19 protein-coding genes and 1 pseudogene are annotated in these 22,524 nt (G+C 58.4%); 10 read left to right on the top strand and 10 right to left on the bottom strand.

Translation table 11 applies throughout. The features are described 5' to 3' along the window. Positions 1-56: 56 nt before the first annotated feature. The 4 genes from AC3ISI_RS16180 to AC3ISI_RS16195 form a co-directional block, all read right to left on the bottom strand. Positions 57-1,688, bottom strand: coding sequence for a dipeptide ABC transporter ATP-binding protein (locus AC3ISI_RS16180; RefSeq protein ID WP_489332830.1), 1,632 nt, complete (start codon positions 1,686-1,688; stop codon positions 57-59). Next, positions 1,688-2,527, bottom strand: a complete 840-nt coding sequence (locus AC3ISI_RS16185; RefSeq protein ID WP_489337731.1) for an ABC transporter permease — start codon at positions 2,525-2,527, stop codon at positions 1,688-1,690. Before AC3ISI_RS16185 ends, AC3ISI_RS16180 begins: the two co-directional genes overlap by 1 nt. Before the next feature lie 29 nt (positions 2,528-2,556). Continuing rightward, on the bottom strand, positions 2,557-3,498 hold the full coding sequence (locus AC3ISI_RS16190; RefSeq protein ID WP_489332831.1) for an ABC transporter permease: 942 nt from the start codon (positions 3,496-3,498) through the stop codon (positions 2,557-2,559). Positions 3,499-3,565: 67 nt separating this feature from the next. Then, on the bottom strand, positions 3,566-4,699 hold the full coding sequence (locus AC3ISI_RS16195; RefSeq protein ID WP_489332832.1) for a C45 family autoproteolytic acyltransferase/hydrolase: 1,134 nt from the start codon (positions 4,697-4,699) through the stop codon (positions 3,566-3,568). A 426-nt stretch (positions 4,700-5,125) separates the two neighbouring features. Between AC3ISI_RS16195 and AC3ISI_RS16200 the strand changes: the two genes are divergently transcribed. From AC3ISI_RS16200 to AC3ISI_RS16235, 8 genes are all read left to right on the top strand, one after another. Continuing rightward, complete coding sequence (locus AC3ISI_RS16200; protein ID WP_489332833.1) at positions 5,126-8,887, top strand: response regulator; 3,762 nt, start codon at positions 5,126-5,128, stop codon at positions 8,885-8,887. Positions 8,888-9,130: 243 nt separating this feature from the next. Next, the gene (locus AC3ISI_RS16205; RefSeq protein ID WP_489332834.1) at positions 9,131-10,255 is read left to right on the top strand and encodes a response regulator; all 1,125 of its coding nucleotides are present in this window, start codon (positions 9,131-9,133) and stop codon (positions 10,253-10,255) included. 150 nt (positions 10,256-10,405) lie between these two features. Then, positions 10,406-11,728, top strand: a complete 1,323-nt coding sequence (locus AC3ISI_RS16210; protein WP_489332835.1) for a GGDEF domain-containing protein — start codon at positions 10,406-10,408, stop codon at positions 11,726-11,728. 40 nt (positions 11,729-11,768) lie between these two features. Next, a complete protein-coding gene (locus AC3ISI_RS16215) occupies positions 11,769-12,680 on the top strand; it encodes an ATP-binding response regulator (RefSeq protein WP_489332836.1) in 912 nt (303 codons plus the stop codon). Positions 12,681-12,784: 104 nt separating this feature from the next. Then, positions 12,785-13,669: a winged helix-turn-helix domain-containing protein gene (locus tag AC3ISI_RS16220; RefSeq protein ID WP_489332837.1), complete on the top strand. Its 885-nt coding sequence runs from the start codon at positions 12,785-12,787 to the stop codon at positions 13,667-13,669. 25 nt (positions 13,670-13,694) lie between these two features. Then, positions 13,695-14,162: a hypothetical protein gene (locus AC3ISI_RS16225; protein WP_489332838.1), complete on the top strand. Its 468-nt coding sequence runs from the start codon at positions 13,695-13,697 to the stop codon at positions 14,160-14,162. A gap of 64 nt (positions 14,163-14,226) precedes the next feature. Further along, positions 14,227-14,529, top strand: coding sequence for a hypothetical protein (locus tag AC3ISI_RS16230; RefSeq protein WP_489332839.1), 303 nt, complete (start codon positions 14,227-14,229; stop codon positions 14,527-14,529). 207 nt (positions 14,530-14,736) lie between these two features. Then, positions 14,737-15,297, top strand: coding sequence for a lipid-binding SYLF domain-containing protein (locus AC3ISI_RS16235; RefSeq protein WP_489332840.1), 561 nt, complete (start codon positions 14,737-14,739; stop codon positions 15,295-15,297). Between the two features lie 70 nt (positions 15,298-15,367). On the opposite strand, the gene AC3ISI_RS16240 is transcribed toward AC3ISI_RS16235, so the two are convergent. Further along, positions 15,368-16,240, bottom strand: a complete 873-nt coding sequence (locus AC3ISI_RS16240) for a DNA/RNA non-specific endonuclease (RefSeq protein WP_489332841.1) — start codon at positions 16,238-16,240, stop codon at positions 15,368-15,370. 328 nt (positions 16,241-16,568) lie between these two features. Further along, positions 16,569-16,961, bottom strand: a complete 393-nt coding sequence (locus AC3ISI_RS16245; protein ID WP_489332842.1) for a c-type cytochrome — start codon at positions 16,959-16,961, stop codon at positions 16,569-16,571. 139 nt (positions 16,962-17,100) lie between these two features. On the opposite strand from AC3ISI_RS16245, the gene AC3ISI_RS16250 reads away from it, so the two are divergent. Beyond that, on the top strand, positions 17,101-17,397 hold the full coding sequence (locus tag AC3ISI_RS16250) for a DUF7693 family protein (RefSeq protein ID WP_489332843.1): 297 nt from the start codon (positions 17,101-17,103) through the stop codon (positions 17,395-17,397). Positions 17,398-17,405: 8 nt separating this feature from the next. Here the strand turns inward: AC3ISI_RS16250 and solA are convergent, their stop codons facing one another. Next, positions 17,406-18,587 (bottom strand): N-methyl-L-tryptophan oxidase, encoded by a 1,182-nt coding sequence (gene solA, locus AC3ISI_RS16255; protein ID WP_489332844.1) that lies wholly within the window; start codon positions 18,585-18,587, stop codon positions 17,406-17,408. A gap of 95 nt (positions 18,588-18,682) precedes the next feature. Next, a pseudogene (locus tag AC3ISI_RS16260) lies at positions 18,683-18,847 on the bottom strand (DUF1801 domain-containing protein); the annotation flags it as partial. 264 nt (positions 18,848-19,111) lie between these two features. Between AC3ISI_RS16260 and AC3ISI_RS16265 the strand changes: the two are divergent. After that, positions 19,112-20,824, top strand: coding sequence for an amidase (locus AC3ISI_RS16265; protein ID WP_489332845.1), 1,713 nt, complete (start codon positions 19,112-19,114; stop codon positions 20,822-20,824). A gap of 48 nt (positions 20,825-20,872) precedes the next feature. On the opposite strand, the gene AC3ISI_RS16270 is transcribed toward AC3ISI_RS16265, so the two are convergent. Then, positions 20,873-21,253, bottom strand: a complete 381-nt coding sequence (locus AC3ISI_RS16270; protein WP_223520350.1) for a RidA family protein — start codon at positions 21,251-21,253, stop codon at positions 20,873-20,875. Positions 21,254-21,363: 110 nt separating this feature from the next. Further along, positions 21,364-22,380: a M14 family metallopeptidase gene (locus AC3ISI_RS16275; RefSeq protein WP_489332846.1), complete on the bottom strand. Its 1,017-nt coding sequence runs from the start codon at positions 22,378-22,380 to the stop codon at positions 21,364-21,366. Between the last annotated feature and the right edge of the window lie 144 nt (positions 22,381-22,524).

A 22,524-nucleotide genomic window follows, 5' to 3' on the forward strand; every position in this document is an offset into this window, starting at 1 on the left:
TTGATAGAGCTGAAACGGGTTCACGCCGCCACTGATGTGACGGCCTCAAAAGTCCTTCACACAGCGACACTGCTGCGCAATTGATAGCTGCCATCGGCCTGTCGTACCAACGGATTGGCAGCCGCCAGCAGTCGATGGGTGAAAGCGTGTTGCGGGTTATCGAACACCTGCGCGGTCGTGCCGATTTCCACCAGTCGACCTTGCTGCATCACGGCCACGCGATGGGCAATTCGCTCCACCGCCGCCAGATCATGGGAGATGAACAGACAGGCAAAGCCGTACTGCTTTTGCAGCCGTTCAAACAACTCCAGAATTTGCTTTTGAATGGTCATGTCGAGGGCTGAAATCGGCTCGTCGGCGATCACCAGTTTGGGGTGACGAATCAGCGCCCGACCAATCGCCACGCGCTGGCGCTGACCACCCGAAAGCTGATGCGGGAAGCGGTTGGCGAAAAGCGGGTCCAGCCCGATATCCTGCAGGATGGTGCGTACGCGCTCGACACGCTGCTCGCGGCTGAGGCCCGGCACATGGCGCAACGGTTCAGCGAGAATGTCGCCAATCCGGGCGCGCGGATCGAGGGACGATACCGGGTCCTGAAAGATCATCTGACACTGCAAGCGATGCTCGCGGTTGGCGCTTTTGAGGATGTCGACGCCATCAAAAAAGATCTCCCCGGCAATCGGATTGACCAACCCGACCACTGAACGGCCAAGAGTGGTTTTACCCGAGCCGCTGCCCCCCACCAGCGCCAGGGTTTCACCGGCGGCGATTTGCAGACTGACGCCATCCACGGCGCGCTTGGCTTTGCCGCGCCAGAGAAAACCCTGGCGCCCCGGGTGCTCGATGGTGACGTTACGCATGTCGACCAAAGGCGCGGCCAGTGAAGCGCGATCGAGGTTGCCGCGGGTGGGCAGCGCTTCGAGCAATTGCCGGGTGTATTCAGCTTTCGGGCCGAGCAGGATCTGTTCGGTCGGGCCACTTTCGATGGCCTTGCCGTTGCGCATCACCACCACTTTGTGGGCATGACGCACCACCAGCGACAAGTCGTGGCTGATGAACAAAATTGCGGTGCCCTCCTCCCGCGTCAGCTCAAGCATCAGTTCGATCACGTCAGCCTGGGCCAGAGTGTCCAGGGCCGTGGTCGGCTCGTCGGCAATCAACAGCGCCGGGCGCAGCAGCATCACTGAAGCCAGCATGATGCGTTGGCGCATACCGCCAGAGAACTCATGAGGGAAGGCATGCAAGCAGCGTTGCGGATCATCGATGCCGATCCGCCGCAGCATCTCCAGCGAGCGGGCGAGAATGGTTTTCTCATCCTGGTCGGTGTGCAGGCGCAACCCCTCGGCCATTTGCTGACCGATCGTCAACGTCGGATTGAGCGAGACCATCGGTTCCTGAAACACCATGCCGATTTTCGAGCCACGCACATCGCGCAACTGGTCGTATGGCAAGCTGCACAGGTCGATGTCGTTAAACACGATACGACCGGATGAGACGCGCATCGGCGGCGGCAACAACCCGATGACCGCACGGGCGGCCATGGTCTTGCCACTGCCGGACTCACCCACCAATGCGACGATCTCGCCGGGGGCCATGTCGAAGTTGAGGTGGTCAACGGCCAGCGAACCCTCGGTTCCCACCTGAATGCAAAGATTACTGACGCGCAGCAAAGGCTTGACGGTATCCATTAGCGACTCATCCGGGGGTCAAGGCGATCACGCAGGGCGTCACCGAAAAGATTGATGCCGATCAGGGCAATAGAGATCATCAAGCCAGGGAAAAAACCCAGCCACGGCGCCGTGACCAGATGCGGCCGACTGGAAGCCAGCATGTTGCCCCACGTGGCCGCAGGTGGCGGAACGCCCAGACCGAGAAAGCTCAAGGCGCTCTCCGAGAGAATCGCCCAGCCAAACATGCTGGTGGCCAGCACAATCAACGGTGCGACGCAGTTCGGTGCGATATGCCGCCACATGGTATAGAGCTCACTGTTGCCGATGACCCGGGAGGCTTCGATGAACTCTCGCTCACGCAACGACAACACGGTGCTGCGCACCACTCGCACAACCGTGGGGATGTAAGCCAGGCCCAGCGCCAGCACGATGCCGTACTGACTCGCCCCGACAATCGCGAGCAACCCCAGCGCCAACAGCATCCCGGGGAACGCGAGCAAGGCATCGTTGACCATCATCAACAGGCGATCCGTCCAGCCGCGCAGGTAACCGGCGAGCAGCCCGAACACCGTGCCGATGCTGATGGCCAGCAGCACCGTCAGCAGGCTGATCCACAGACTGGTGCGGGCGCCAATGATGATGCGGCTGAAAACATCGCGACCGAACTCATCGGTACCGAGAATGTGTGGCCAGGACGGCGCCAGGAAACGGTTGGCCAGGTCCAGGCGCAGCGGGTCAAACGGCGTCCAGACGATGCCAGCCACTGCGAGCAGCACCAGCACCACCAACAGGCTGCCGCCGATCAGCGCATTAAACGACAGCGCACGCTTGTGTCCGGCCACCTTTGGCACCGCCATGGGCGGCGTTGTCACTTCGCTTAGAATCTTCATGCTTTCACCCGAGGATCAAACAGCGGATACATCAAATCTACGAACAGGTTGACCAACACGTAGACGAACGTAATGAGCAACAGGCAGCCCTGCAGGACGGGGTAATCACGGGCATAAATGGAGTCGACCATCAGGCGACCGATGCCCGGAATGGTGAACACGGTTTCGATAACGGCGATCCCGCCCAACAGATTGCCGAGGATCAGACCGATCAGGGTCCAGGTGGGGGCGAACGCATTGCGCAACGTATGGCGCCACAGCACAGCACGTTCGGACAAGCCTTTGGCGCGGGCATGGGCGATGTAGTCGAGGCGCAGGACTTCGATCGAACTGGCCCGCTGCATGCGGATAATCACCCCGCTTTCATGCAGCACCAGCGTGGTCACCGGCAAAATGATGTAGGCCAGTGCCTTGCCAAAGTCAGCCGAAAACGGCACGTACCCCACCACCGGCAACCAGCCCAGTTCCAGGCCAAACACATAAAGCAACAGCAAGCCCATCCAGAAGCCGGGGATCGACAGCAACAACGTCGCGGTCGTCACCAGTCCCAGATCCACCAGCGTGTCCTGTTTCCACGCCGCCAGCATGCCGAGCGGAACCGCAATTGCCGCGGCCAGTGCTACCGCAGTCAGCACGATGGTCACGCTGACGCTGAACCTTTCAAGCACCAGCGGCAAAACCGCCTCATGACTGGTGATCGAAAAACCCAGATCACCATGGAACAACGCCTTGAGCCAGATCAGGTACTGCGCAACCACCGGTTGATCCAGCCCCAGGGACTGGCGCAAATTGTTCAGACTGGCCGGGGTAGCCATATCGCCCAGCATCAAAAGTGCCGGATCACCGGGTATCAGCCGAATCATTGCGAAGACCGCAATAGAGATCAGCAATAGCGTCGGGACCGCCATGGCCAGACGCTGAACGATCAAACGAAACATGTGGGTTCCTCGATGGGGTTACGCAGCCCTCAATCGGGCAGATAACAAACCGGCAACTATGCAGTGTTTACCAAGTGGCGTAGCGTGCGTAATCGGATTCCATCTCAAGGCGGTACTGCCCAAACGTGCGATTGATCGCCGGCAACGGGGCAATTTCCATGAACCCGCTGGCCGGGCGCATCAAAATCATAGCCACCGTTGCAGACAGATTGTCCTCGCCGCTCGAGCTTGGGCGCGGTGGACGGCAGACGGCGAACGGCTTGCCGAAATCATCGAAAAACGCGTTTTTCAGATGTTCCAGATTCAAGCTGCCATGAAACGGCTTGAGCATTTGCTCGACACGCCGATCGCGATAAAAACTTTCCGGCGCACCACCGATGCCGGTGTTTTTCAGTTTGATCTGTGCAACCGGACTGCGCCAATGGTTGGCATGCACCAGCAGGTCATCGACGGCGTACAACGGGAACACTTCATCGGGCGCACATTCGAAGTTGATGCCAAACCCGGACGCATGACTGAGCATCATGTTGTTCGAACCCGACTTTGGTGTCACCGCCACGGCTTTCATCGACAGGGCGAAATGGTTGGCTTCCAACGCCTTGCGGCGGATCAGCGGCAATGGCACGCCCAGCGCTTGATAATCGCGGTCCGACTCCAGGTTGTTGCCGGTAATGGCCGTGCCGATCGAGTTCATACCGGCGCGGGCCAGGCCGCCTGCTTCGGTGAACGTCAGCAGGTCCGGACCGTCGTCACGCCGAATATGCAGGACTACGCCAGTCTCCGCACACTCCATGCGCCAGTCCCAGTTCTGACCGTGCAGTACTTCGTTGTTGGCAGTGGCGCCGGGAAGAATGATGGCGCCGGTGCAGCCGTCCAGCTCAGGTTTGTCCTGCATCGACCGCCGCCCAAGGTGAATGATCTCGGTGCGGGCATTAATCAACACAATGGCCTCGAAGTCGTGACCGGAGCCTTCAGCGATGCCACGCATCTCCTCCAGATAGAGCGGCTCGAACGCTTCGATATTGGGAATGAATTGATTGACCAGGCGCTTGATGCCGGCCCAGTCATAACCCATGTCCAGCAGTTGCTGACCGTAGATTTCGATGCTGCGGGCAATGATCTGTGGGCAGGCTTTGCCGTATTGCACGCCTCGGGCAAATGGCCCGCCACTCAGTTCGATACACGGAAATAGACCACTCATGCCCTGCCCTCAAAATGTTTGAGCTGGACACAGAGCAATTATCAGACCAATTTCTAAAAAACCCAGTCATTATTGGCGCCAATTTGGTTTCCAATAATTGAGCATCGCCGAAACGCCCTGTTACTACTCACAATTCTGGGTAGCTAATTCACAAATGTGTAAAAAAGTGGCACACCCCTACGGACCCACGCCGCCACTGAAGTAGCGGGCATTCGCGTGGACGGCCCTGATCAGAGGAATATATTCCTTGGGACCCAAGCATTGGGGTTTTGGCGATCCAGAGGGGCGTATTCATAGCTTTTCAGCGCTTTTCATCGGATCAGCTCGACTGCATCAGGGGTTTTCACAGCAGCGGAAAAGGCCCCGCGGTTTACTGCACATCTAAGCTTCCGGCGCATGTTCGGGACTGTTGCCGCAGGAGAGCCCATGAGCCTGGTACGTCTGAGTAAACTCATCTCGATAGGATTGGGTATGGCGCTGATTGCCTGCCTGACCACCTTGGCCCTAGATGAATACTTCGGTAAGCAAGCCGAGCAAGCAACGGATCGACGCCACCAGACAATCACTAGCATTGCCCAAATGGGTACCCTCAACCGCGAACTGACTCAACTGGCTCGCCTTTATGTCAGTACTGGCGATGAACTGTTTCTCACCGAATATAATCAAAAGTGGCAGGATGGCCGGATATTCCAAGAAGCCGCGGCGCAATTCCGAGCGATCGGACTGAGCGACACTGAAGAGAAATTACTGGCCGCAGTCGAGGCCATGGATATCAAGCAAACGGACATTGAGCGCCTGGCAATGGAGCAGAGCTGGCACCATGGGGGGTCGTCACTGCTTTCAAGTACCACTTACATCAACTCCGAGTGGAATTTTGCTGATGCGCTTAATAAGCTCAGAGTCTCAACCACTCAACGCTTTAATGGCGACTTCGAGGCGGCTCGGCACAAAGCCTCGCTAGCCAGCCACATCAATGCCCTGATGCAATTGATTATGTTGGGCGCGGGCCTGGTGGCCGTTTTGGTCATCCTGCGTCGCCAATTAGTAATACCGCTATTGCGTCTTTCCGAACGCATGCGCCGCCTGAATGCCGGCGAAACCCTCGGGGAGCCGGAGCCGCACCGAGGGCTTGCCGAAGTCGTGGCTTTGGCCGAAGCATTCGATGCTTATGCCGACGTCAATGAAGAGCTGCGCCAAAAACACTGGGTCAAGGTCCACCTCGGTGAGCTGGTGCAGGGGTTGCAATTGTGTGCCAACCGGGAGGCGTTTACCGCAAGGTTGCAACTGCAGTTGGGCAAATACCTGGGTTGCAAGACGGCTTTGATATTTGACACAAAGCCCGTCCTCGCGCGTACTGGCCAAGTGCACTTCAGTTTGCCCCTGCTGCAGGAGGGGCAGCAGCTTGCCAGCCTTGAACTCGATTTCGCTCATCGCCCGGATCCCGCACAGCTTAAGCTGCTCGACAGCTTGCCCAACAAACTCGGCACGTTGCTGATTTTGCTGCAGCAGCGCATGCACAATCAGCAGTTATTGCACCAGGCCTGCCTACAGGCCAAGCAATTAGAGTGCCAAGCGTTGATATTGCAACAGCGCCAGCAGTCCCTGGAAGCCACCGAAAGCTGGTATCGCGGCATCGTCGAGTTTGCTCCTAAAGCGCTGTTAGTGTTCGACGAGCACGGTGTGATTCTGGCTAACCAGATGAGCGAAGCAACCTTTGGTTATGCTCCTGGCAGCCTGCTTGGCCAGAGTTACCGGGCGCTGGTGCCGGAAAGTCAGCTCGAAGTCATTGATCGTCTGCTCGCGCAGGTGCATATAAACAAGGTGCTCGATACGGTCGAGCTGGTTGCCCGACGTGCTGATGACAGCGAGTTTCCTGCCGAATTGCGCCTGTGTCTCCTGCCGGCGCGAGAGGATCGAGGGCAATGCCTGTGCGTTGCGATTCGCGATCTCAGCCAGCGCAAAGCCGAAGAACTCAGCCTGCGCGAAGCGCACGAACAGCAGCAGGCCATCGTTACCTCGGCGCCCTATGGCATTGCACTGGTGCGAGGCAATTTGATCGTGCAGGCCAATTCGCGGCTGGACGAGTTGCTTGGTTATGCAGCGGGCGAACAATTGCAGCGCTCCCCGCTGATCTGGCTGGAGCAGATCATGTCGACAGAGGCAATGCTCACGCTCGAAGCCCAGGTTCGCGAGACGCTGGATCGCGGAGAAATCTTTCAGCAGCAAATCCAGCTTTGCCGCAAGGACGCCGGCTGCTTCTGGGCAAGCGTGAGTGCACGCGCAGTCGCGCCCGGCAACCTGTCGTCGCGTGGCTCGATCTGGATCATCGACGACGTTACCGCCCAGCACGCGGCGGCGAACGAGATGGAGCAGGCGCGGCAACTGGCCGAGGACAGTGCACGGATCAAGGCCGAATTTCTGGCCAACATGAGCCACGAGATCCGCACGCCGATGAACGCCATCATCGGCATGACTTACCTGACCTTGAGGACGGAGCTGAGCGAGCGTCAGCGCGACTACCTGAACAAAGTACAAAGCTCCAGCCGGCATTTGTTGGGCGTCATTGACGACATTCTGGATTTTTCCAAGATCGAGGCCGGCAAGCTTCAATTGGAGGTCCGCGACTTCAGCCTGGCCCAACTGCTGGAAGAAGTGCTCGACCAGGTACGTCCGCGTATTACCGATAAAGGCTTGAATATGCGGCTCAATGTCGCTGCGGATGTCCCCGAACGCTTGTGTGGCGATCCGCTTCGACTGCGGCAAATTCTGCTCAACTACCTGAGTAATGCGGTGAAATTCACCGAACGTGGACAGATCCGGGTTGAGGTGAGCCTGCGTCAGGCTGACGCGGATGACGCGTTGCTCTACTTCAGCGTAACCGATAGCGGCATAGGGCTGTCGTCCGAGCAGTTGAAACATATGTTCCGCAGCTTCCAGCAGGCAGATACCTCCACCACACGACGCTTTGGTGGCACGGGCCTGGGGCTTGCAATCGCCAAACAGCTGTCCGAGTTGATGGGGGGTCAGGTCGGTGTTCAGAGCGTGCAAGGTGAAGGCAGCACTTTCTGGTTCGAGGTTCGCCTGCTCTTGGCTCAGAGCAATGTGATTGAGGAACTGTGCGCAGGGGAACCTCTCACCGACTGGCGAGTGGCCGAAGGGACCCGTGTCTTGCTGGTGGAAGACAATGAGCTGAACCAGCAGGTAGCCGCTGAATTACTGCAGGCGGTAGGTTGTTCGGTCGATATCGCGGCTGATGGCCGTCAGGCGTTGAATCGGTTGTCTGCGGAGCACTATGACGTAGTGTTCATGGACATGCAGATGCCCGTGCTCGATGGTCTGGCGGCTACCCGTCTGCTGCGTCGGGTGCCCGATTTGAGCACCCTGCCCGTTATCGCGATGACGGCTAACGCCAGCAGGCGTGATCGTGACGATTGTCTGGCGGCAGGCATGAGTGATTATGTCAGCAAGCCCTTCGAACCGCAGACGCTCTACGCTGTTTTGCGACGCTGGTTGACCGAGACGTCGACTGATCAAAAGCGCATCGTAGCGCCGGAATCGGTGGCGAATGTGAGTTGTGCTGATGCGGGTTTGAAACTCGACGGTGTGGACATGGCTGCCGGCCTCCGACGGGTACTGGGCAAGCAAAGCCTGTATGCGGACATGTTGCACAGTTACCTGACCAGTCAGAGTCCCTTACTGAAAAAGTTGAGTGCGGCGATGGCGGCGGGCGAGTTGGATAAAGCCGAGTTGATGGCCCATAGCTGCAATGGCGCGTCATCGACCATCGGTGCTGACGCGGTTGCACAGGCCGCAAATGCATTGGAGCTGGCACTGCGCGAAAAGCGACCACAGGCTGAGTTGCAAATCGGTCTGGAGGCGTTGTCTGAACCCTTGGAGGCCCTGCTGAGGCAACTGCGAGAAAAGTTGCCCGGTGAGGTCGAAGTAGCGCACGTAGTAGTCGATTTTGGCGAGCTGCAACAGATCTGCCGACATCTCGATAACCTGCTGGGTGAATTTGATGCGCAAGCTGTGCCCTACTTTTCCTTGCATGCGGGCGTACTGCGCAGCGCGTTTGCGAGTAGCTTCCAATCCCTGGAAGGCGCTGTGACACGGTTCGATTTCGAGCGGGCGCGGGCCTGTCTGAGCGAAGCCCTGCAGGCTTGTGGAACTGATGCAATGAGTGAATAGAACATAAGGGCAACACGCATTTCATGCCTTCAAAAGCGCGCTATTCAGAAGTTTTCAGCGTTTTTCAGCAGCCGGCAGAGACGGTTCAAACCATTTCAGAGCAGGTGTGGGGTTGGTATGCGTTACTGCCAGCACTTGGCAGAAGCGACGGGCTGCACCTTTCCCCGCCGTGCTCCCGCGGTATAAGCGCTCCCCCTTGCCGCTTTACCGCCCCATCTGTGACCCCGTCGAGAGAACGTCCAGTTGAACAGCTCAACACCTAGACCCACTGTGCTGGTGGTCGACGATATGCCGACCAATCTGCAGCTGATCAGTGAACTGCTATGCGAGCTTTATCACGTCAGAATTGCGACCAGCGGTGCTCAGGCGTTGCAGATCGTCGATCGGGCAAAACCGGATCTGATTCTGCTGGATGTGATGATGCCCGATATGGATGGTCATGAGGTCTGTCGTCGTCTCAAGGCTGATCCTAAGACATGTGATGTGCCGATCTTGTTTCTCAGTGCCCGCAATCACGACGAAGATGAGTGCCTGGGGTTCGAACTTGGAGCGACTGACTACCTGTTCAAGCCGATCAATCCGCCCATCCTGCTGGCGCGAGTGCAGACACAGTTGCGCCTGAAGGCAACAACTGACCTGTTGCGTGCGCAAAATACCTATCTGGATCAAGAAGTATTGGCGCGAACCCGCGAGCTGCAAGCCACCCATGACGTGACCATCCTCGCCCTCGCATCATTGGCCGAGACTCGCGACAACGAAACCGGCAATCACCTGCGGCGCACACAGCACTACGTCCGGTTGCTGGCCGAACAACTGCGTGATCACCCACGATTCAATCAGTATCTGAATGATCAAAGCATTGAGCTGATGTTCAAGTCGGCACCGCTGCACGATATCGGCAAGGTCGGTATTGCGGACCATATCCTGCTCAAGCCGGGGCGCTTTGAACCTGCCGAGTTCGAAATCATGAAGACCCACGCCCGGCTGGGTTATCAGGCTCTGGTGCATGCAGAGGAAATGTTGGGCGCGCAAGTGGCTTTCCTGCGCATCGCCAAGGAAATTGCCCTGTGCCATCACGAAAAATGGGATGGCAGCGGTTACCCCAATGGCTTGGCCGGTGACGCCATTCCCGTCAGCGCGCGCCTGATGGCGGTCGCCGATGTCTATGACGCAGTCATCAGCCGGCGGGTCTATAAGTCAGAGATGAGCCATGAGACGGCCGTCGCGATCATCCGCGACAGCGCCGGTCAGCATTTTGATCCAGATGTGGTGGCCGCCTTCATCGCCCTCGAAAACGAGTTTGAACAAATCGCCCAGCGCTACGCCGATACCCCAACCGAGGAGCCCGTTGATGCCATGGCCGGTTAACAGCTGGCGAGCAATGGTAGATGCAAGACGAAAGATGCCGGCTGTTACATCGGAGTAAAGATCATGAGTTGGGTCGTAAATCACGCGAGGGCTATCAAGCGTAGTGGCTGGATAGTAGTGGCCATATTGTCGATTCTGACTGCCGCTGGCGTGGTCGATCGCTATCAACACCAACGCGACGTGTTGTTGGAGGTTCAGCAAGCACTGCTGGCTCAACGAAGTGCGTTAGGTTATTCCAGCCTGTTGAGCCATCTGCAAACCCATAAATTACAACATTCATTGTTGATGGCGAATCCGCCTCCGCCAGGATGCCTGTCGGAAGAGTTCATTGCCGCGCAAAAGCGGACGACGGAGACTCAGACGGCGGATATCGACTGGCTATCACAGTACACACTGCGGGTGCCGATACACCAAGTGGCCGCTCTGCCCAAGCCACTGTCCCCACTCATGAGCCTGCGAGAAGGCACTATTCGCATGACCAGCCGGCAACTCCTGGGCTATACCTGCGATGGACGCTACGCCGTAATTCAGGAAACGCAAACCCGGTTAGAACCGCAGCCACTGCTACCCCCGCTGGCATTGGGACCGGCGATTGCCGAACGGCTGATCGTGCATGTCGCCGTAACCCAGCGGCAGGGGCCGCCCTTGTATCTAGACATCCATTTCACCCCCGGCAAGGCGGAGTATTTACCGGCCACAGGTGATGCCTGGTCAAACGAGCAGCCTCACCAGGCCCAAGGTGAAGATCGCTTTTTTCGCCACTACGCGAACCTCCATCAAGGGTTGCAAATGCGCGTCTACAGTGAACCGCTGACCCCGGATTTTCTGCAGCAGTTCCTGAAATTGAACGGTTTGGGGTTGTTGTTGGCGTTCGGAATACTGGCCTGTTTGCTGCTGATCAACTGGCTGGTGGCACACCTGATCGATACCAGCGTTGCACAACATCAGGCGGCCACCCACGACTTTCTCACCGGCCTGTACAACCGCCGGGCGGCGATGACACTGACTGAAGTGGAATTGGCGCGCGCTACGCGCAAGCCCAGTTCTTTGTGCATATTGATACTGGATATAGACCACTTCAAGCAGGTCAATGATACCTACGGCCATGACGGCGGGGACCAGGTGCTGAAGTTCTTCGCGCAGTTGTTGACCCAGACGGTACGGCACGAGGATCTGGTCGCCCGCATCGGCGGTGAGGAATTCCTCATCGTGCTGCCGGACACTGATCTGACAGGCGCACAACAGATGGCCCAGCGTCTGCTGAAAGTGCTGCGCAGTTCAACGATCGACTATGCCGGAAAGAATTTTGGCGTTACGAGCAGCATGGGTGTAAGCACCTGGCATGGCCCCGATGACAGCGTTCAGACGCTGCTGATCCGTGCTGACCTGCTGCTATATCAAGCCAAACAGCAAGGCCGCAACCGCTACGTGAGTGAGCCCCTGCCCGACTCCGGGTTGTCTGCACACGCTTGAACCCTGCATTCACCAGGACTTGTAATCACAGGATGTTTCGATGATCACCTCCATGGCCACGGCGACGGCCCCTGTCGTCAAGAACCCACAACGTCCGACGCTGTTGGTGGCCGACGACACGCCTGACAACCTTAACCTGATCGCGGGGTTGTTCATGCACGACTATCGGGTTCGGGTTGCCCAGGATGGTCGTAAAGCATTGGCCATCTGCACCTCGGACACGCCGCCAGACCTGCTATTGCTCGATATCATGATGCCGAACATGGACGGTTTTGAGCTCGCCAGGCAATTGCGCAGTCATCCCCGATCCAATCGGATTCCGATCATTTTCATCACCGCGATGACCGCCCCCTCTGCACGCCGGCAGGGATTGGAGTTGGGTGCGGTCAATTTTGTCACCAAGCCCATCGATCCGCAGTTGCTTCAGTTAAAGGTCAACAACCAGCTACGGCATGTCGTGCTGCACAAACAGCTACAGGCCGACTATGACGATTTATTGGCTTTGGCTCATTTGCGCGACGATATCGAGCAGTTCGCCCGCGATGATCTGAAAGCGCCACTCGTCTCGATTCTTGGGCTGGTCCGAGCCCTCCTCGAAGACGGCAATCTACTTCATGGGCAACAGGGTGTATTGCGCCTGCTTGAGCAAAACAGCCATCAATTGCTGAACATGCTCACGGTCTCTGGCGAACTCTGCGAGTCAGACATCGGACCTTTGCCATTGCAGCCGATGCAGGCGCAGTTCGTACCGCTGCTTCGGCGCCTGATCGAAGTTGCTCGGCTAACCTTCAAAGTCCGGGGAGTGCCCCTGGCACTACAAGATGAGATAGCCAATGAAGGGCAGCCCGATGACCGGGAGGATGGCCAGCAGCATTTTTCTCAGCTCGACAATCTGCTGCACGATTTCGGTGAAACTGCGGCAATCGGATCGCGCGTAAGCATTGCTGTGTAATTGGGTTGCGCCAAGATGTTGGCTAAAGCAAAGAATGACCGCTTAACTCTAGAGGTCGAAGACACGTCTTCGACTTTCCTATTTGCCTCATATAGATGGTCGACATGGCTCAACTGCTAATTGATGAACATCTGGTATTCGACGAGAACAACTTTCTGTTGTATCGCATTGAAGCTGCCAATGAGGAGCCTTTGCGCATCGGTGCAATCGCCAGCCGATGCCTGGCCATGTTGCTCAGGTCAGGTGGAGAAGTGGTGCGCAAGCGCGAACTGATGGCAGGCGCATGGGGGCAATATGGCCTGGAAGTGACCGACAACAGCCTGGCCCAGGTTGTCCGGCAATTGCGTCTGGCGCTGGAGAAACTGCATCCCGATCGCGAATTCATCCAGACCTTGCCACGCATAGGTTACAAACTCGCCGATGGCGTGAGAGTCGAGGAGTTGCCAGCCGCTGTGAATGTGGCGTCTACCCCTTACGCGACGGAAACTGACCGCGAGACGCCTGAGCCTGCTGCGTCTCCTGTGTCGACCATGGCCGATGCAGATGACGAGTCCGTCGAACCGCCATCGATCATGGCAATGCCTGCCTCAGCCGCCCACGATTCGGGGGCGCTGCCCGTGCATCCGACAACGTTACCAATCCGTTGGGGTCTGTGGCTCTCTTTATTTATTTGGGGAGTATTTGCATTTGTGCTGGGAAAAATCTGGCTGGAATCGTCTCTAGAGGCGGAACCGCCAGTGTTCACTGCGCCCGTGACGATGGATGAAGTGCATGTGCATCAGTCAACTCAAGACATAACCCCCTTGGCGGCGCCGCATTTGCAGTCGTTGGTCCAGCACAGTCGAAAACTGGCAAGTCTTCTAGACATTCCGGCACAAAACCTACACCTGTACCTGTTACCGTCGCGTCGTGGGGCAGATCAGATTCTCTGCGATGGTGAGCTGGAAACGGCCAGTAGTCGCTGCATTGGCGTACAACAACATGACTAAACGCGCCGCAAACGCAATTTGGTGCATGGCCTTCGTTCTCGTAGGTCTACTGGGTGTAGCACTGGGGCGCCTGTCGGGCGAGCCCAAGGTCCACCTGGACCTTTGGTGCATCGGGGAGGGTGCGCATCAAGTACCATCCAAATTGCACCCTTCATGGCTGACGACACGTTTCAGACTGGACTTGCAGCCCACGGGCCTCAGCCACCTGCGCATGGTGGCCCAATTGATCGATGCCGAATCCGGGGCTGAACTTGGCACCATCCACCGCAATAGTGCCTTTGAGGTGCAACAACAGGGACACCGCTTGCAGGTCAATGTCGTGCGTAGCGCCAAGGGCGAAGCAGACAGTGCGATCCCTGAACTGTCGAGCACACTGGGCATGTTTATATTCCGGCCGGACAGCAGCCTGAGTTACTGGATGCGGCCATTGTCCGAGACGCGTTACCTGTTCGATGATGGTAATGACATGTTCATTCTGTGTAGTAAACGGTGACACCGCCGAACGCCATCGTTCAGGACCAAAGACACGCCTAATCTCTTGATACAGGGGAAACGGGATGACCGAAAACACAGCGCGTCAATGCTGGCCATGGGTCCTCCCCTCCCTGCTCGCCATCAGCCTCGCACTGACAGCGGGATGCTCAAGCAAAAATTCGGGGCATCGCTATTCGTCCTCAAGCACAGGCTCCAGTTGCTATGCAAAAGCGTTGCCCACTGCCGGCGAGGGTGGCCTGGCGTGGGGCTCGACCCTGAACATGGCTCGCAAAAAATCCCTGGATAACTGCATACGCTATGCCGGCCGATCCGGTGGCACACCGCAGACCTGCAAAGTGGTGTTGGCGGAGTGCAAAAATCGATAGAAGTAGAAAGCAGGCTCTGTAGGAGAACCCCGCCGTTCCACAGTGGTCACAACAAGTGATGGCATCGCGCCTTGGGCTTCCTGTATTCCAGCGCGACGCTTGCGATCCACACATTTAGGGTGCGTCGGATAACTTCAGTCGGTTCGGTTCCTGTCTGACGCAGGCGCTGACTGCTTCCATCCAATGCTCCCCTCTCGGAGTACGGAAATGACTCAATCAATGCGCTTCTTTCTATCGATCTTTCTCGCGTTAACTACATTGACCTCGACGAGCCTGCTGAACAGTGCCAGTGCAGAAACCGCACAGGATCTGAATAAAGAGTCTCTGCAAGCATTGGATATGCTCTACAAGGTCAATCCAGCAGCCAAATCCATCTCGCAACAAGCCAAGGCCGTGCTGGTCTTCCCCAAAATCATCAAGGCGGGGCTGGTATTCGGCGGCAGCTATGGCGAAGGCGTATTAATGAAGGGTAAGACCGTCGTGGACTATTACAACTCCGTCAGCGGGTCGTGGGGGCTACAGGCGGGCGCTCAGTCCTATGGCTACGCAGTCTTTCTGATGAATGATAAAGCGCTGGAATACATCACTAAATCCAAGGGTTGGGAAGTTGGCGTTGGGCCAACCGTGGTTGTCGTGAATGAAGGGGTTGCGAAGAACCTGTCCAGCTCGACACTGAAAGATGACGCGTATGCATTCATCTTCGACCAGCAAGGGTTAATGGCTGGGGTCAGCATCGAAGGCTCGAAGATTTCCCTGATCAAACGCTAAAGCGGCCAAGCACGAATCACCCCATCGGTTGCCTCCAACCTTTGGGGTGCAGCCCGTTAAGGGGAAACCATCAAGTGCGGCCCACGGAACCTGTGACCGGTAGATTGCCCAGCAACTTGAGCCCCGTGGCTTTCACGAACGCGTCATAGTCCATTGGTCTCTCAATACGGGTTTCGGCGTTGGGTAGCACGTACGCCCAGGCACGCTTGGACGATGCGTCGTAAACCAGCTTGAACAGGCGCGTCGGCACCCAGACCTTGTTGTCGCCAATGGTGGTGTGGCCTGGGTCAAACAGCGGGCCGGTAAAGACATAAACATTGCCCTCGGCGCGCGTGGCAAACTTCCTCACGTCAGACTCGACCTTGCTCCAGATCTTGCGGTTGTTGGTGGGGTCTTGCGGCACCATGTTCGACAGCGCGAAAGATTGGGCCATTGCATTGGGGTTCGGTGCATCGGCTGCCGGGGATTGATGACCGCGGTCCACCGCCGGATGTTGGCTACGGTAGTCGCTCAACTCTGCCCGCCCACTCTTGGGAATGCGTGGGTCCGGGTAGAACTGGTTGGTGCGCTCCTCCCCTTTGGCATCCTGAAGCTGGGCGGCATTAAGACGCTCGACCACTACCAGCGGCGTCTTGCTGGTTTGCGAGTACAGCACCGCGAAGTTGTCGGAACACAGGGCCAAGGGGTTCATGGTTGCAGGCACAGTGGCCATGTTGATCGGTCTGGCTGCTGGAAACAAATCAGCACAGCCGTCGAACGACGCCTGTCTCTGCTTGTTTGAATAAAGGTCCAGCGCCGCGTTTTGGCTGATCGAGCCCGAGCGGGACCCTTGTTCCTGTTGAAGGGTGGGCGGCTTGATGAGGTCCAGCAGGCTGCGGGCTTCTGCCCCGTTGGAAAGCAAAACAAGGGCCGACAGCCCAACTGCAATTTTGCGTAGGTACATGCGTTAGATCTTCGAATTGGATTGGGAGGTAAACGTACAGCGGTCCCGATTCGCGGAACCAGGTGCAGGCGGTTGCTGATTATATGGAGGGGTACATGCTTTCACTGTCCTTGATCAAAATATCGGGGTGTATCCGGTTGGCACCGAACGTTTGAGCGCTGACGCTCATGCAGGGTTTATTGACCATCGCAAATCCCATTAGTGCGCAGCGGCGGCTGCATTTCACATGGGGAGAAATCATGGACAGCACCTCGGCGGCCAGCTTGCCTGCAGTGCGCGATTCGGCAATTTCTGCAGGGGTATTTAAATCACATTCGCTGTCATTACGTTACTGCGCCTGAAAGGTTTGCAGGTAAGCCAGCAGGTTGTCGATCTTTTCCGGATCGCTGAGGCCCCAGAAAATCATGCGGGTGCCGGGGACCACTTCTTTAGGCGCTTCGAGGTACGCGGTCAGTGTTTCGCGAGTCCAGACGATACCGGCGGACTTCATGGCGTCGGAATACTGATAATCCGTCGTGCTGCCGGAGTGTCGGCCAAAGATGCCGTTGAGCTGCGGACCAAATGAACCCCGTGCCGATTCCCCGACCTGGTGGCACCCCCCGCAGATCCGCTTGAACAGCGTCGCACCCGCTTCAGCATCACCCGCCGCGTGTGCCGGGAGACTGAACAAACCTGCATTGAGAAGACAGGTGAAAGTGAGGAATACGGCGAATTGCTTCATGTTCTATTCCCGAACTTGTAGGGCCTGGCGCGAGTGAATCAATGGGCGCCTACTTGCAGACGCAAAAGTCTACGTAAAGAATGGCTCTCTTCGTAGCCCGGCGCATCGGCGCCTGACAAACATTTCACTGGAGACACCTGTGCCCCCGCTGACCGCCCGCGAGGTTTACCAGACATTGCGCAATGCCGCCTTGGGCATTCACCCTTTGCGACGCCTCGATAGACCCTCCGGACCCGGCCAGGTGCAGGTCGACATTGAAGGCTGGCAGCTGACTCTCGACGTCGATGGCAACCATGTGCGCCACTGCCAACGCTGCCACAGCCCCGATGGCCGCGAGGGTGATTACGACAGCTGGCAACGTTACGGCACCGACCCGGTCAGTTTTCTCAGCGCGTGGGAGCTGGCGCAGATTGAGCGACTGCTGACCGAGGACTGAGCCCCAACTCACTCATCACTGCTCCCCTCAAACCGCTTCAACGAAAACGCCGACAAATCCAGATCACTGCTGCCCCGAATGCACCACTGCGCAAACGCCTCCCCCAGTGCAGCGGAATGCTTGAAGCCATGCCCCGAGCAGGCGGACACCACCAGTGTGTTTTTCAATGTCGGATGTTCATCGATGATGAAATGACTGTCCGGGGTCACGGTGTAAGCACACACCGCCGACTTGGCCAGCCGTGAGGTGACGCCGGCAATCTTGCCGCGCACGTGGGTCTCAAACATGGCGCTGGCTTCGGCGTCACTGACGGTTCTGTCCAGCGTGTCGGGTGAAGATTCTTGGCTGTATTGTTCGGTGGCGACCTTCAGGCTGCCCTCGCCGGGCAACGGTGGAAAGCCGTAGTTCGAAGCTTCATCGCCGGCGCCGTGATAGTAGATAAAAGTCGGCGACACCGGCGCAAACCGGGCGCCCTCCTCCAATTCAAACCAGAACAGCTTCTGCCGACACACCCTCAGTAACCGGTCGAACGGCTTGCCGAGCAAACCCGCCGACCACATGCCGGCAGTGATCACCACTTTGTCGGCAAGAATCGTACGTCGGTCGGTGATGACGGTGACGCCCTGATCATCCGAAGTGATGTGCGTGACGGTTTCGCCCTTGAACAGCGTCGCGCCACGTTCCTCGGCGAGTTTGAGTTGCACTGCGATACAGCGCTCAGGCCGGACAAAACCGCCGCTCGGTTCAAAGTAGCCGACAGCGCTATCCAGCACGGGGGAAAACTGCGGGAAGCGCTGACGAATCTGTTCGGCTACCAACACCTCATGCTCAATGCCATAGCGCTTCGCGAGACGAAGCGTGCGCTGGGTGAAGTCATTGTCATCGTCTGCGTCATAATCCGGGCTTGAGGTCATGACCAGCACACCACACTGTTCGAACAACGACTCACCGGACAGCGCTTCGAGTTCCCGCCAAATGCGATGAGAGTTGCGCACAATGGGCAAGTACTCGGCGCCCTCGCCGACCGAAAGGCGGGTGATCCGCGTATCGCCATGGCTTGAACCCTGGGTGTGAGGCGGATGGTGGCGGTCGACGCCGGTCACCTTGACCCCGGCTTTCGCCAGCTGATACAGGGTGGCGGCGCCCATCGCACCCAAGCCAAGCACCGCTACTTCACACCGATGTTCCATCTATGTCCCCGCCAGAACCGGCTTGTTGGAAAGCCGTCAGCATAGGCCAGGGATCGCGCTTTAGGGAGCCACCATGTTCTATCGCCAGCGAATCCGCCCCGCCATTTCCACTCCTCGACCACGTCGGGGTCAGCCTGGCGGATCAGCGTTCGGATGTGATCGAGCCTCTCGCCCCGCCAATCATTCAGCCCCTTGATTTTTGCGTCTATCAGCACCGAGGCCGCGTCTTGCGCCTCTGCAGACGTCGTGTCCTTTTTCATCAGAGTGATCACTTTCTTCATGAGGGTTTTGACCCCGCTCATGATAGTTGTCGCTCGCCCTGCGTCGAATGTCACTGACTGACGGCATGCACAGCCGACAACGTTTCCTCTGTTCCCGGCTTAATGCCAAAATGCAACGCTCAGGTCACCCGTCCAGCCCCTGCCGCGTAATGCAGTGCAACGAGAATTCGATATGAACGCCCATTTTCAGCTAAGTGATGTCCCTGAATCCCACGTCTCCCATCAGCAGTCGGCGGTCACAGCATGATTGAAGTCACTGAGGTTTCCATTGCACAACTGCGTGCAGCGCTCGAATCCGGCCAGACAACGGCGGTCGAGTTGGTGCAGGCTTATCTCGCCAGGGTCGATGCCTACGACGGTGCCGACACCCCTACCGCCCTCAACGCGGTCGTGGTTCGCAACCCCGACGCGCTCAAGGAAGCGCAGGCGTCCGATGCCCGCAGGGCTAAAGGCGAGACGCTGGGGCCGCTCGATGGCATCCCCTACACGGCCAAGGACAGTTATCTGGTGAAAGGGCTGACGGCCGCGTCCGGAAGCCCCGCCTTCGCCAACCTGATCGCTTATCGCGATGCTTTCACCATCGAACGCCTGCGTGGTGCCGGCGCCATCTGCCTGGGCAAGACCAACATGCCGCCCATGGCCAACGGCGGCATGCAGCGCGGGGTGTATGGCCGTGCCGAGAGCCCGTACAACGCGGACTACCTCACCGCGCCGTTCGCCTCGGGTTCATCCAACGGTGCCGGTACGGCAACCGCCGCCAGTTTCGCCGCGTTCGGCCTTGCGGAAGAAACCTGGTCGAGCGGACGCGGTCCTGCCTCGAACAATGGTTTGTGTGCCTATACGCCATCGCGCGGGGTGATTTCGGTGCGCGGCAACTGGCCGTTGACCCCGACCATGGACGTTGTCGTGCCGTTTGCCAGAACCATGGCAGACCTGCTTGAAGTGCTCGATGTGGTGGTGGCCGAAGACCCGGATACACGCGGTGATCTGTGGCGGATGCAACCCTGGGTGCCGATTCCGAGTGTCACCTCGGTGCGTCCTGCCTCCTATCACGAACTGGCCGCGCAACCCGAGGCGCTCGCCGGGAAGCGTTTCGGCGTCCCACGCATGTACATCAATAAAGACCCCGAGGCGGGCACCAGCGAGGCGCCGGGCATCGGCGGACCGACGGGGCAGCGAATCAACACCCGGGCCTCGGTGATCGGTCTGTGGGAAGCGGCTCGCAAGTCCCTCGAAGCGGCCGGTGCTGAAGTGGTCGAGGTCGATTTTCCGCTGGTTTCCAATTGCGAAGGCGACCGTCCGGGTGCGCCGACCGTATTCAATCGCGGCATTGTGTCCAAAGAGTTCCTTCACCATGAGTTGTGGGACCTGACAGCCTGGGCGTTCGATGACTTCCTTCAGGCCAATGGCGATCCGAAGTTGAACCGCCTGGTCGATGTCGACGGACCGCTGATTTTCCCCCACGACCCCGGCACGCTCCCCAATCGCGAGGGCGACCTTGCGGCTGGCATGGACGAGTATGTGCGCATGGCCGAGCGCGGCATCACCCCGTGGAACGAAATCACCACCGTGCCTGATGGATTGCGTGGGCTTGAACACACGCGGCTTATCGACCTTGAAGAGTGGATGGATCGCTTGGGGCTCGATGCGGTGCTGTTCCCGACGGTCGCCGATGTGGGGCCGGCGAATGCCGATGTCAATCCGGCGTCTGCGGACATCGCGTGGAGCAACGGCATCTGGGTCGCCAATGGCAACCTCGCCATCCGCCACCTCGGGGTGCCCACGGTCACCGTGCCGATGGGCGTGATGCCGGACATCGGCATGCCCGTCGGGTTGACCTTCGCCGGTCGCGCCTATGACGATTCGTCGCTGCTGCGCCTGGCCTCGGCGTTTGAAGCGACCGGGTCGAAACGCTTGATTCCGCCGCGCACCCCGCCGCTGCCGGGTCAACGTTGAAGGTAGACCGGGATAGGAACGATGCTCGCTCCAATCCCGGTCACCGAATTAGCCCTTGGCCGCCATCGCGGTCACTTCCACACGCATGCCTTCGACCGCCAGCGCGGCCACGCCCACAGCGGCGCGAACCGGCCATGGCTTGGCGAAGAAACGCTTGTACACCTCGTTGAACGCGGCGCGGTCAGCCATGTCGGTGAGGTAGATGGTCAGGTGCAACACCCGATCCATGGAACTGCCGGCGCGCTCCAGTGCGACTTTGAGCGCTTGCAGCGTGCATTCGCTCTGCTCGACGATGCCACCCAATTCCAGACTGCCATCAGCGCGGGTGGGGATCTGCGTGGAGACCAGCAGGCCGCCGAAACCGGCGACGTCGGAGGAGATGGAGTCCTGGTCTGGATCTGGCGTGAACGTAATGTCTTGGTTGGCCATGGGGATCTCATGCTTGAGTTGATAAGGGGCTGTTGCGTAGCAGGCGCGCAGTTTACAACCCCATGGTGCATTGCTGTTCATGTTCGAGCCGAGAAATTCGGCGCAATCGCCTAGTTCGGGTCCAACAACCCGCCACTCCAATTGCGCGAAACCCGGCTACCGGTGAATTTCGCTACCACCATGCCCTGCGGCACCAGCCGATCGCGATAGCGCGTCACCATTCGCCCCGCTTGCTCAGCGACCAGCACCACTTCGGAAGACGGATCCCCTGGTCGGCGCAGAATCCGCGCAAAGCGCTGCCCTTCTTCGACGAAATCGCCGAGCTCTTTTTCAAAGATCAGCACCCCGGGCTGCGGTGCCAGAATGGTTTCCATATGGCCCATCTCCATCGCCTCGACGGGCCAGTCAGCCGGCGCCAGCGCCTCATCGATCACCCCATAACCGCACAGCCACGCGTACAACCCTTCGGCATCCTGTTCGGCAAACCGGTCACTGACATCGCCCTGCCCGCGCAACTCCAGCGTCGCCGCCAGGCGCTGGTCGGTGACGCCATCGCGCAGCCACGGCGCGATGATGGTTTCTTCGAAGGAGCCATCGCCGCCGTCATCCCAGATGATCGCCACGTCCATCTTCATCGCGGCGGCCAGTTCGCGGCCACGGGGCCAGAAACGCCGGTGAACGTAGAGGTAGGGCAGCGCTTCGTCATCGGTGTGCAGGTCGAGCATCACATCCGCCGGGGCCGCCAGTTGCACCAGTTTTTTTTGCCATTCCTGAACGTTGGTTGAGGGTCGGGCCATGGCGGCCGAGTGATCGAACGAGCGGTTGAAGTTATGCCCGGTGGCGTCGTGAAAACGACCGAGAATCCGCCCCTGGCGAAACTGCCCGATGCCCAACGGATTGGCCTGTGGCACTACTGTCACACGGCCGTTGAGTCGCCCGTGTGCCTCGGCAATCTCTAGCTTTTGCATCAGCAGATGCAGCACCAGCATCCCGGCGATTTCATCGGCATGCACCCCGGCCTGCAAATGCACTGTCGGCCCGCTGCCATTGCCCTCGAAGCGCCACGCACTGACCTGCACCGGATCGCCATTGTTGTTGCGAACACTGAACGAAACATCCTGCGCCATCTGCTTGTCCTCCCGCGTCACGAACGTCAAAAAACAAAACATTGCCATGGTCGAAACTGGAGATTGAACGCACGTTCAACTAAGCTCGCCAACCAGGCAACACACCCAAGGATTCCCGTGTGACAACTGCTCCTGCAAAAAACC

Source organism: Pseudomonas sp. GL_139_B, assembly GCF_057834475.1.

Excerpts from the sequence above, each read along its gene's own strand:
- AC3ISI_RS16180 (WP_489332830.1), bottom strand. The coding sequence starts at position 1,688 with ATGGATACCGTCAAGCCTTTGCTGCGCGTCAGTAATCTTTGCATTCAG.
- AC3ISI_RS16185 (WP_489337731.1), bottom strand. The coding sequence starts at position 2,527 with ATGGCGGTGCCAAAGGTGGCCGGACACAAGCGTGCGCTGTCGTTTAAT.
- AC3ISI_RS16190 (WP_489332831.1), bottom strand. The coding sequence starts at position 3,498 with ATGTTTCGTTTGATCGTTCAGCGTCTGGCCATGGCGGTCCCGACGCTA.
- AC3ISI_RS16195 (WP_489332832.1), bottom strand. The coding sequence starts at position 4,699 with ATGAGTGGTCTATTTCCGTGTATCGAACTGAGTGGCGGGCCATTTGCC.
- AC3ISI_RS16200 (WP_489332833.1), top strand. The coding sequence starts at position 5,126 with ATGAGCCTGGTACGTCTGAGTAAACTCATCTCGATAGGATTGGGTATG.
- AC3ISI_RS16215 (WP_489332836.1), top strand. The coding sequence starts at position 11,769 with ATGATCACCTCCATGGCCACGGCGACGGCCCCTGTCGTCAAGAACCCA.
- AC3ISI_RS16220 (WP_489332837.1), top strand. The coding sequence starts at position 12,785 with ATGGCTCAACTGCTAATTGATGAACATCTGGTATTCGACGAGAACAAC.
- AC3ISI_RS16225 (WP_489332838.1), top strand. The coding sequence starts at position 13,695 with ATGGCCTTCGTTCTCGTAGGTCTACTGGGTGTAGCACTGGGGCGCCTG.
- AC3ISI_RS16230 (WP_489332839.1), top strand. The coding sequence starts at position 14,227 with ATGACCGAAAACACAGCGCGTCAATGCTGGCCATGGGTCCTCCCCTCC.
- AC3ISI_RS16235 (WP_489332840.1), top strand. The coding sequence starts at position 14,737 with ATGACTCAATCAATGCGCTTCTTTCTATCGATCTTTCTCGCGTTAACT.
- AC3ISI_RS16240 (WP_489332841.1), bottom strand. The coding sequence starts at position 16,240 with ATGTACCTACGCAAAATTGCAGTTGGGCTGTCGGCCCTTGTTTTGCTT.
- AC3ISI_RS16245 (WP_489332842.1), bottom strand. The coding sequence starts at position 16,961 with ATGAAGCAATTCGCCGTATTCCTCACTTTCACCTGTCTTCTCAATGCA.
- solA (WP_489332844.1), bottom strand. The coding sequence starts at position 18,587 with ATGGAACATCGGTGTGAAGTAGCGGTGCTTGGCTTGGGTGCGATGGGC.
- AC3ISI_RS16265 (WP_489332845.1), top strand. The coding sequence starts at position 19,112 with ATGATTGAAGTCACTGAGGTTTCCATTGCACAACTGCGTGCAGCGCTC.
- AC3ISI_RS16270 (WP_223520350.1), bottom strand. The coding sequence starts at position 21,253 with ATGGCCAACCAAGACATTACGTTCACGCCAGATCCAGACCAGGACTCC.
- AC3ISI_RS16275 (WP_489332846.1), bottom strand. The coding sequence starts at position 22,380 with ATGGCGCAGGATGTTTCGTTCAGTGTTCGCAACAACAATGGCGATCCG.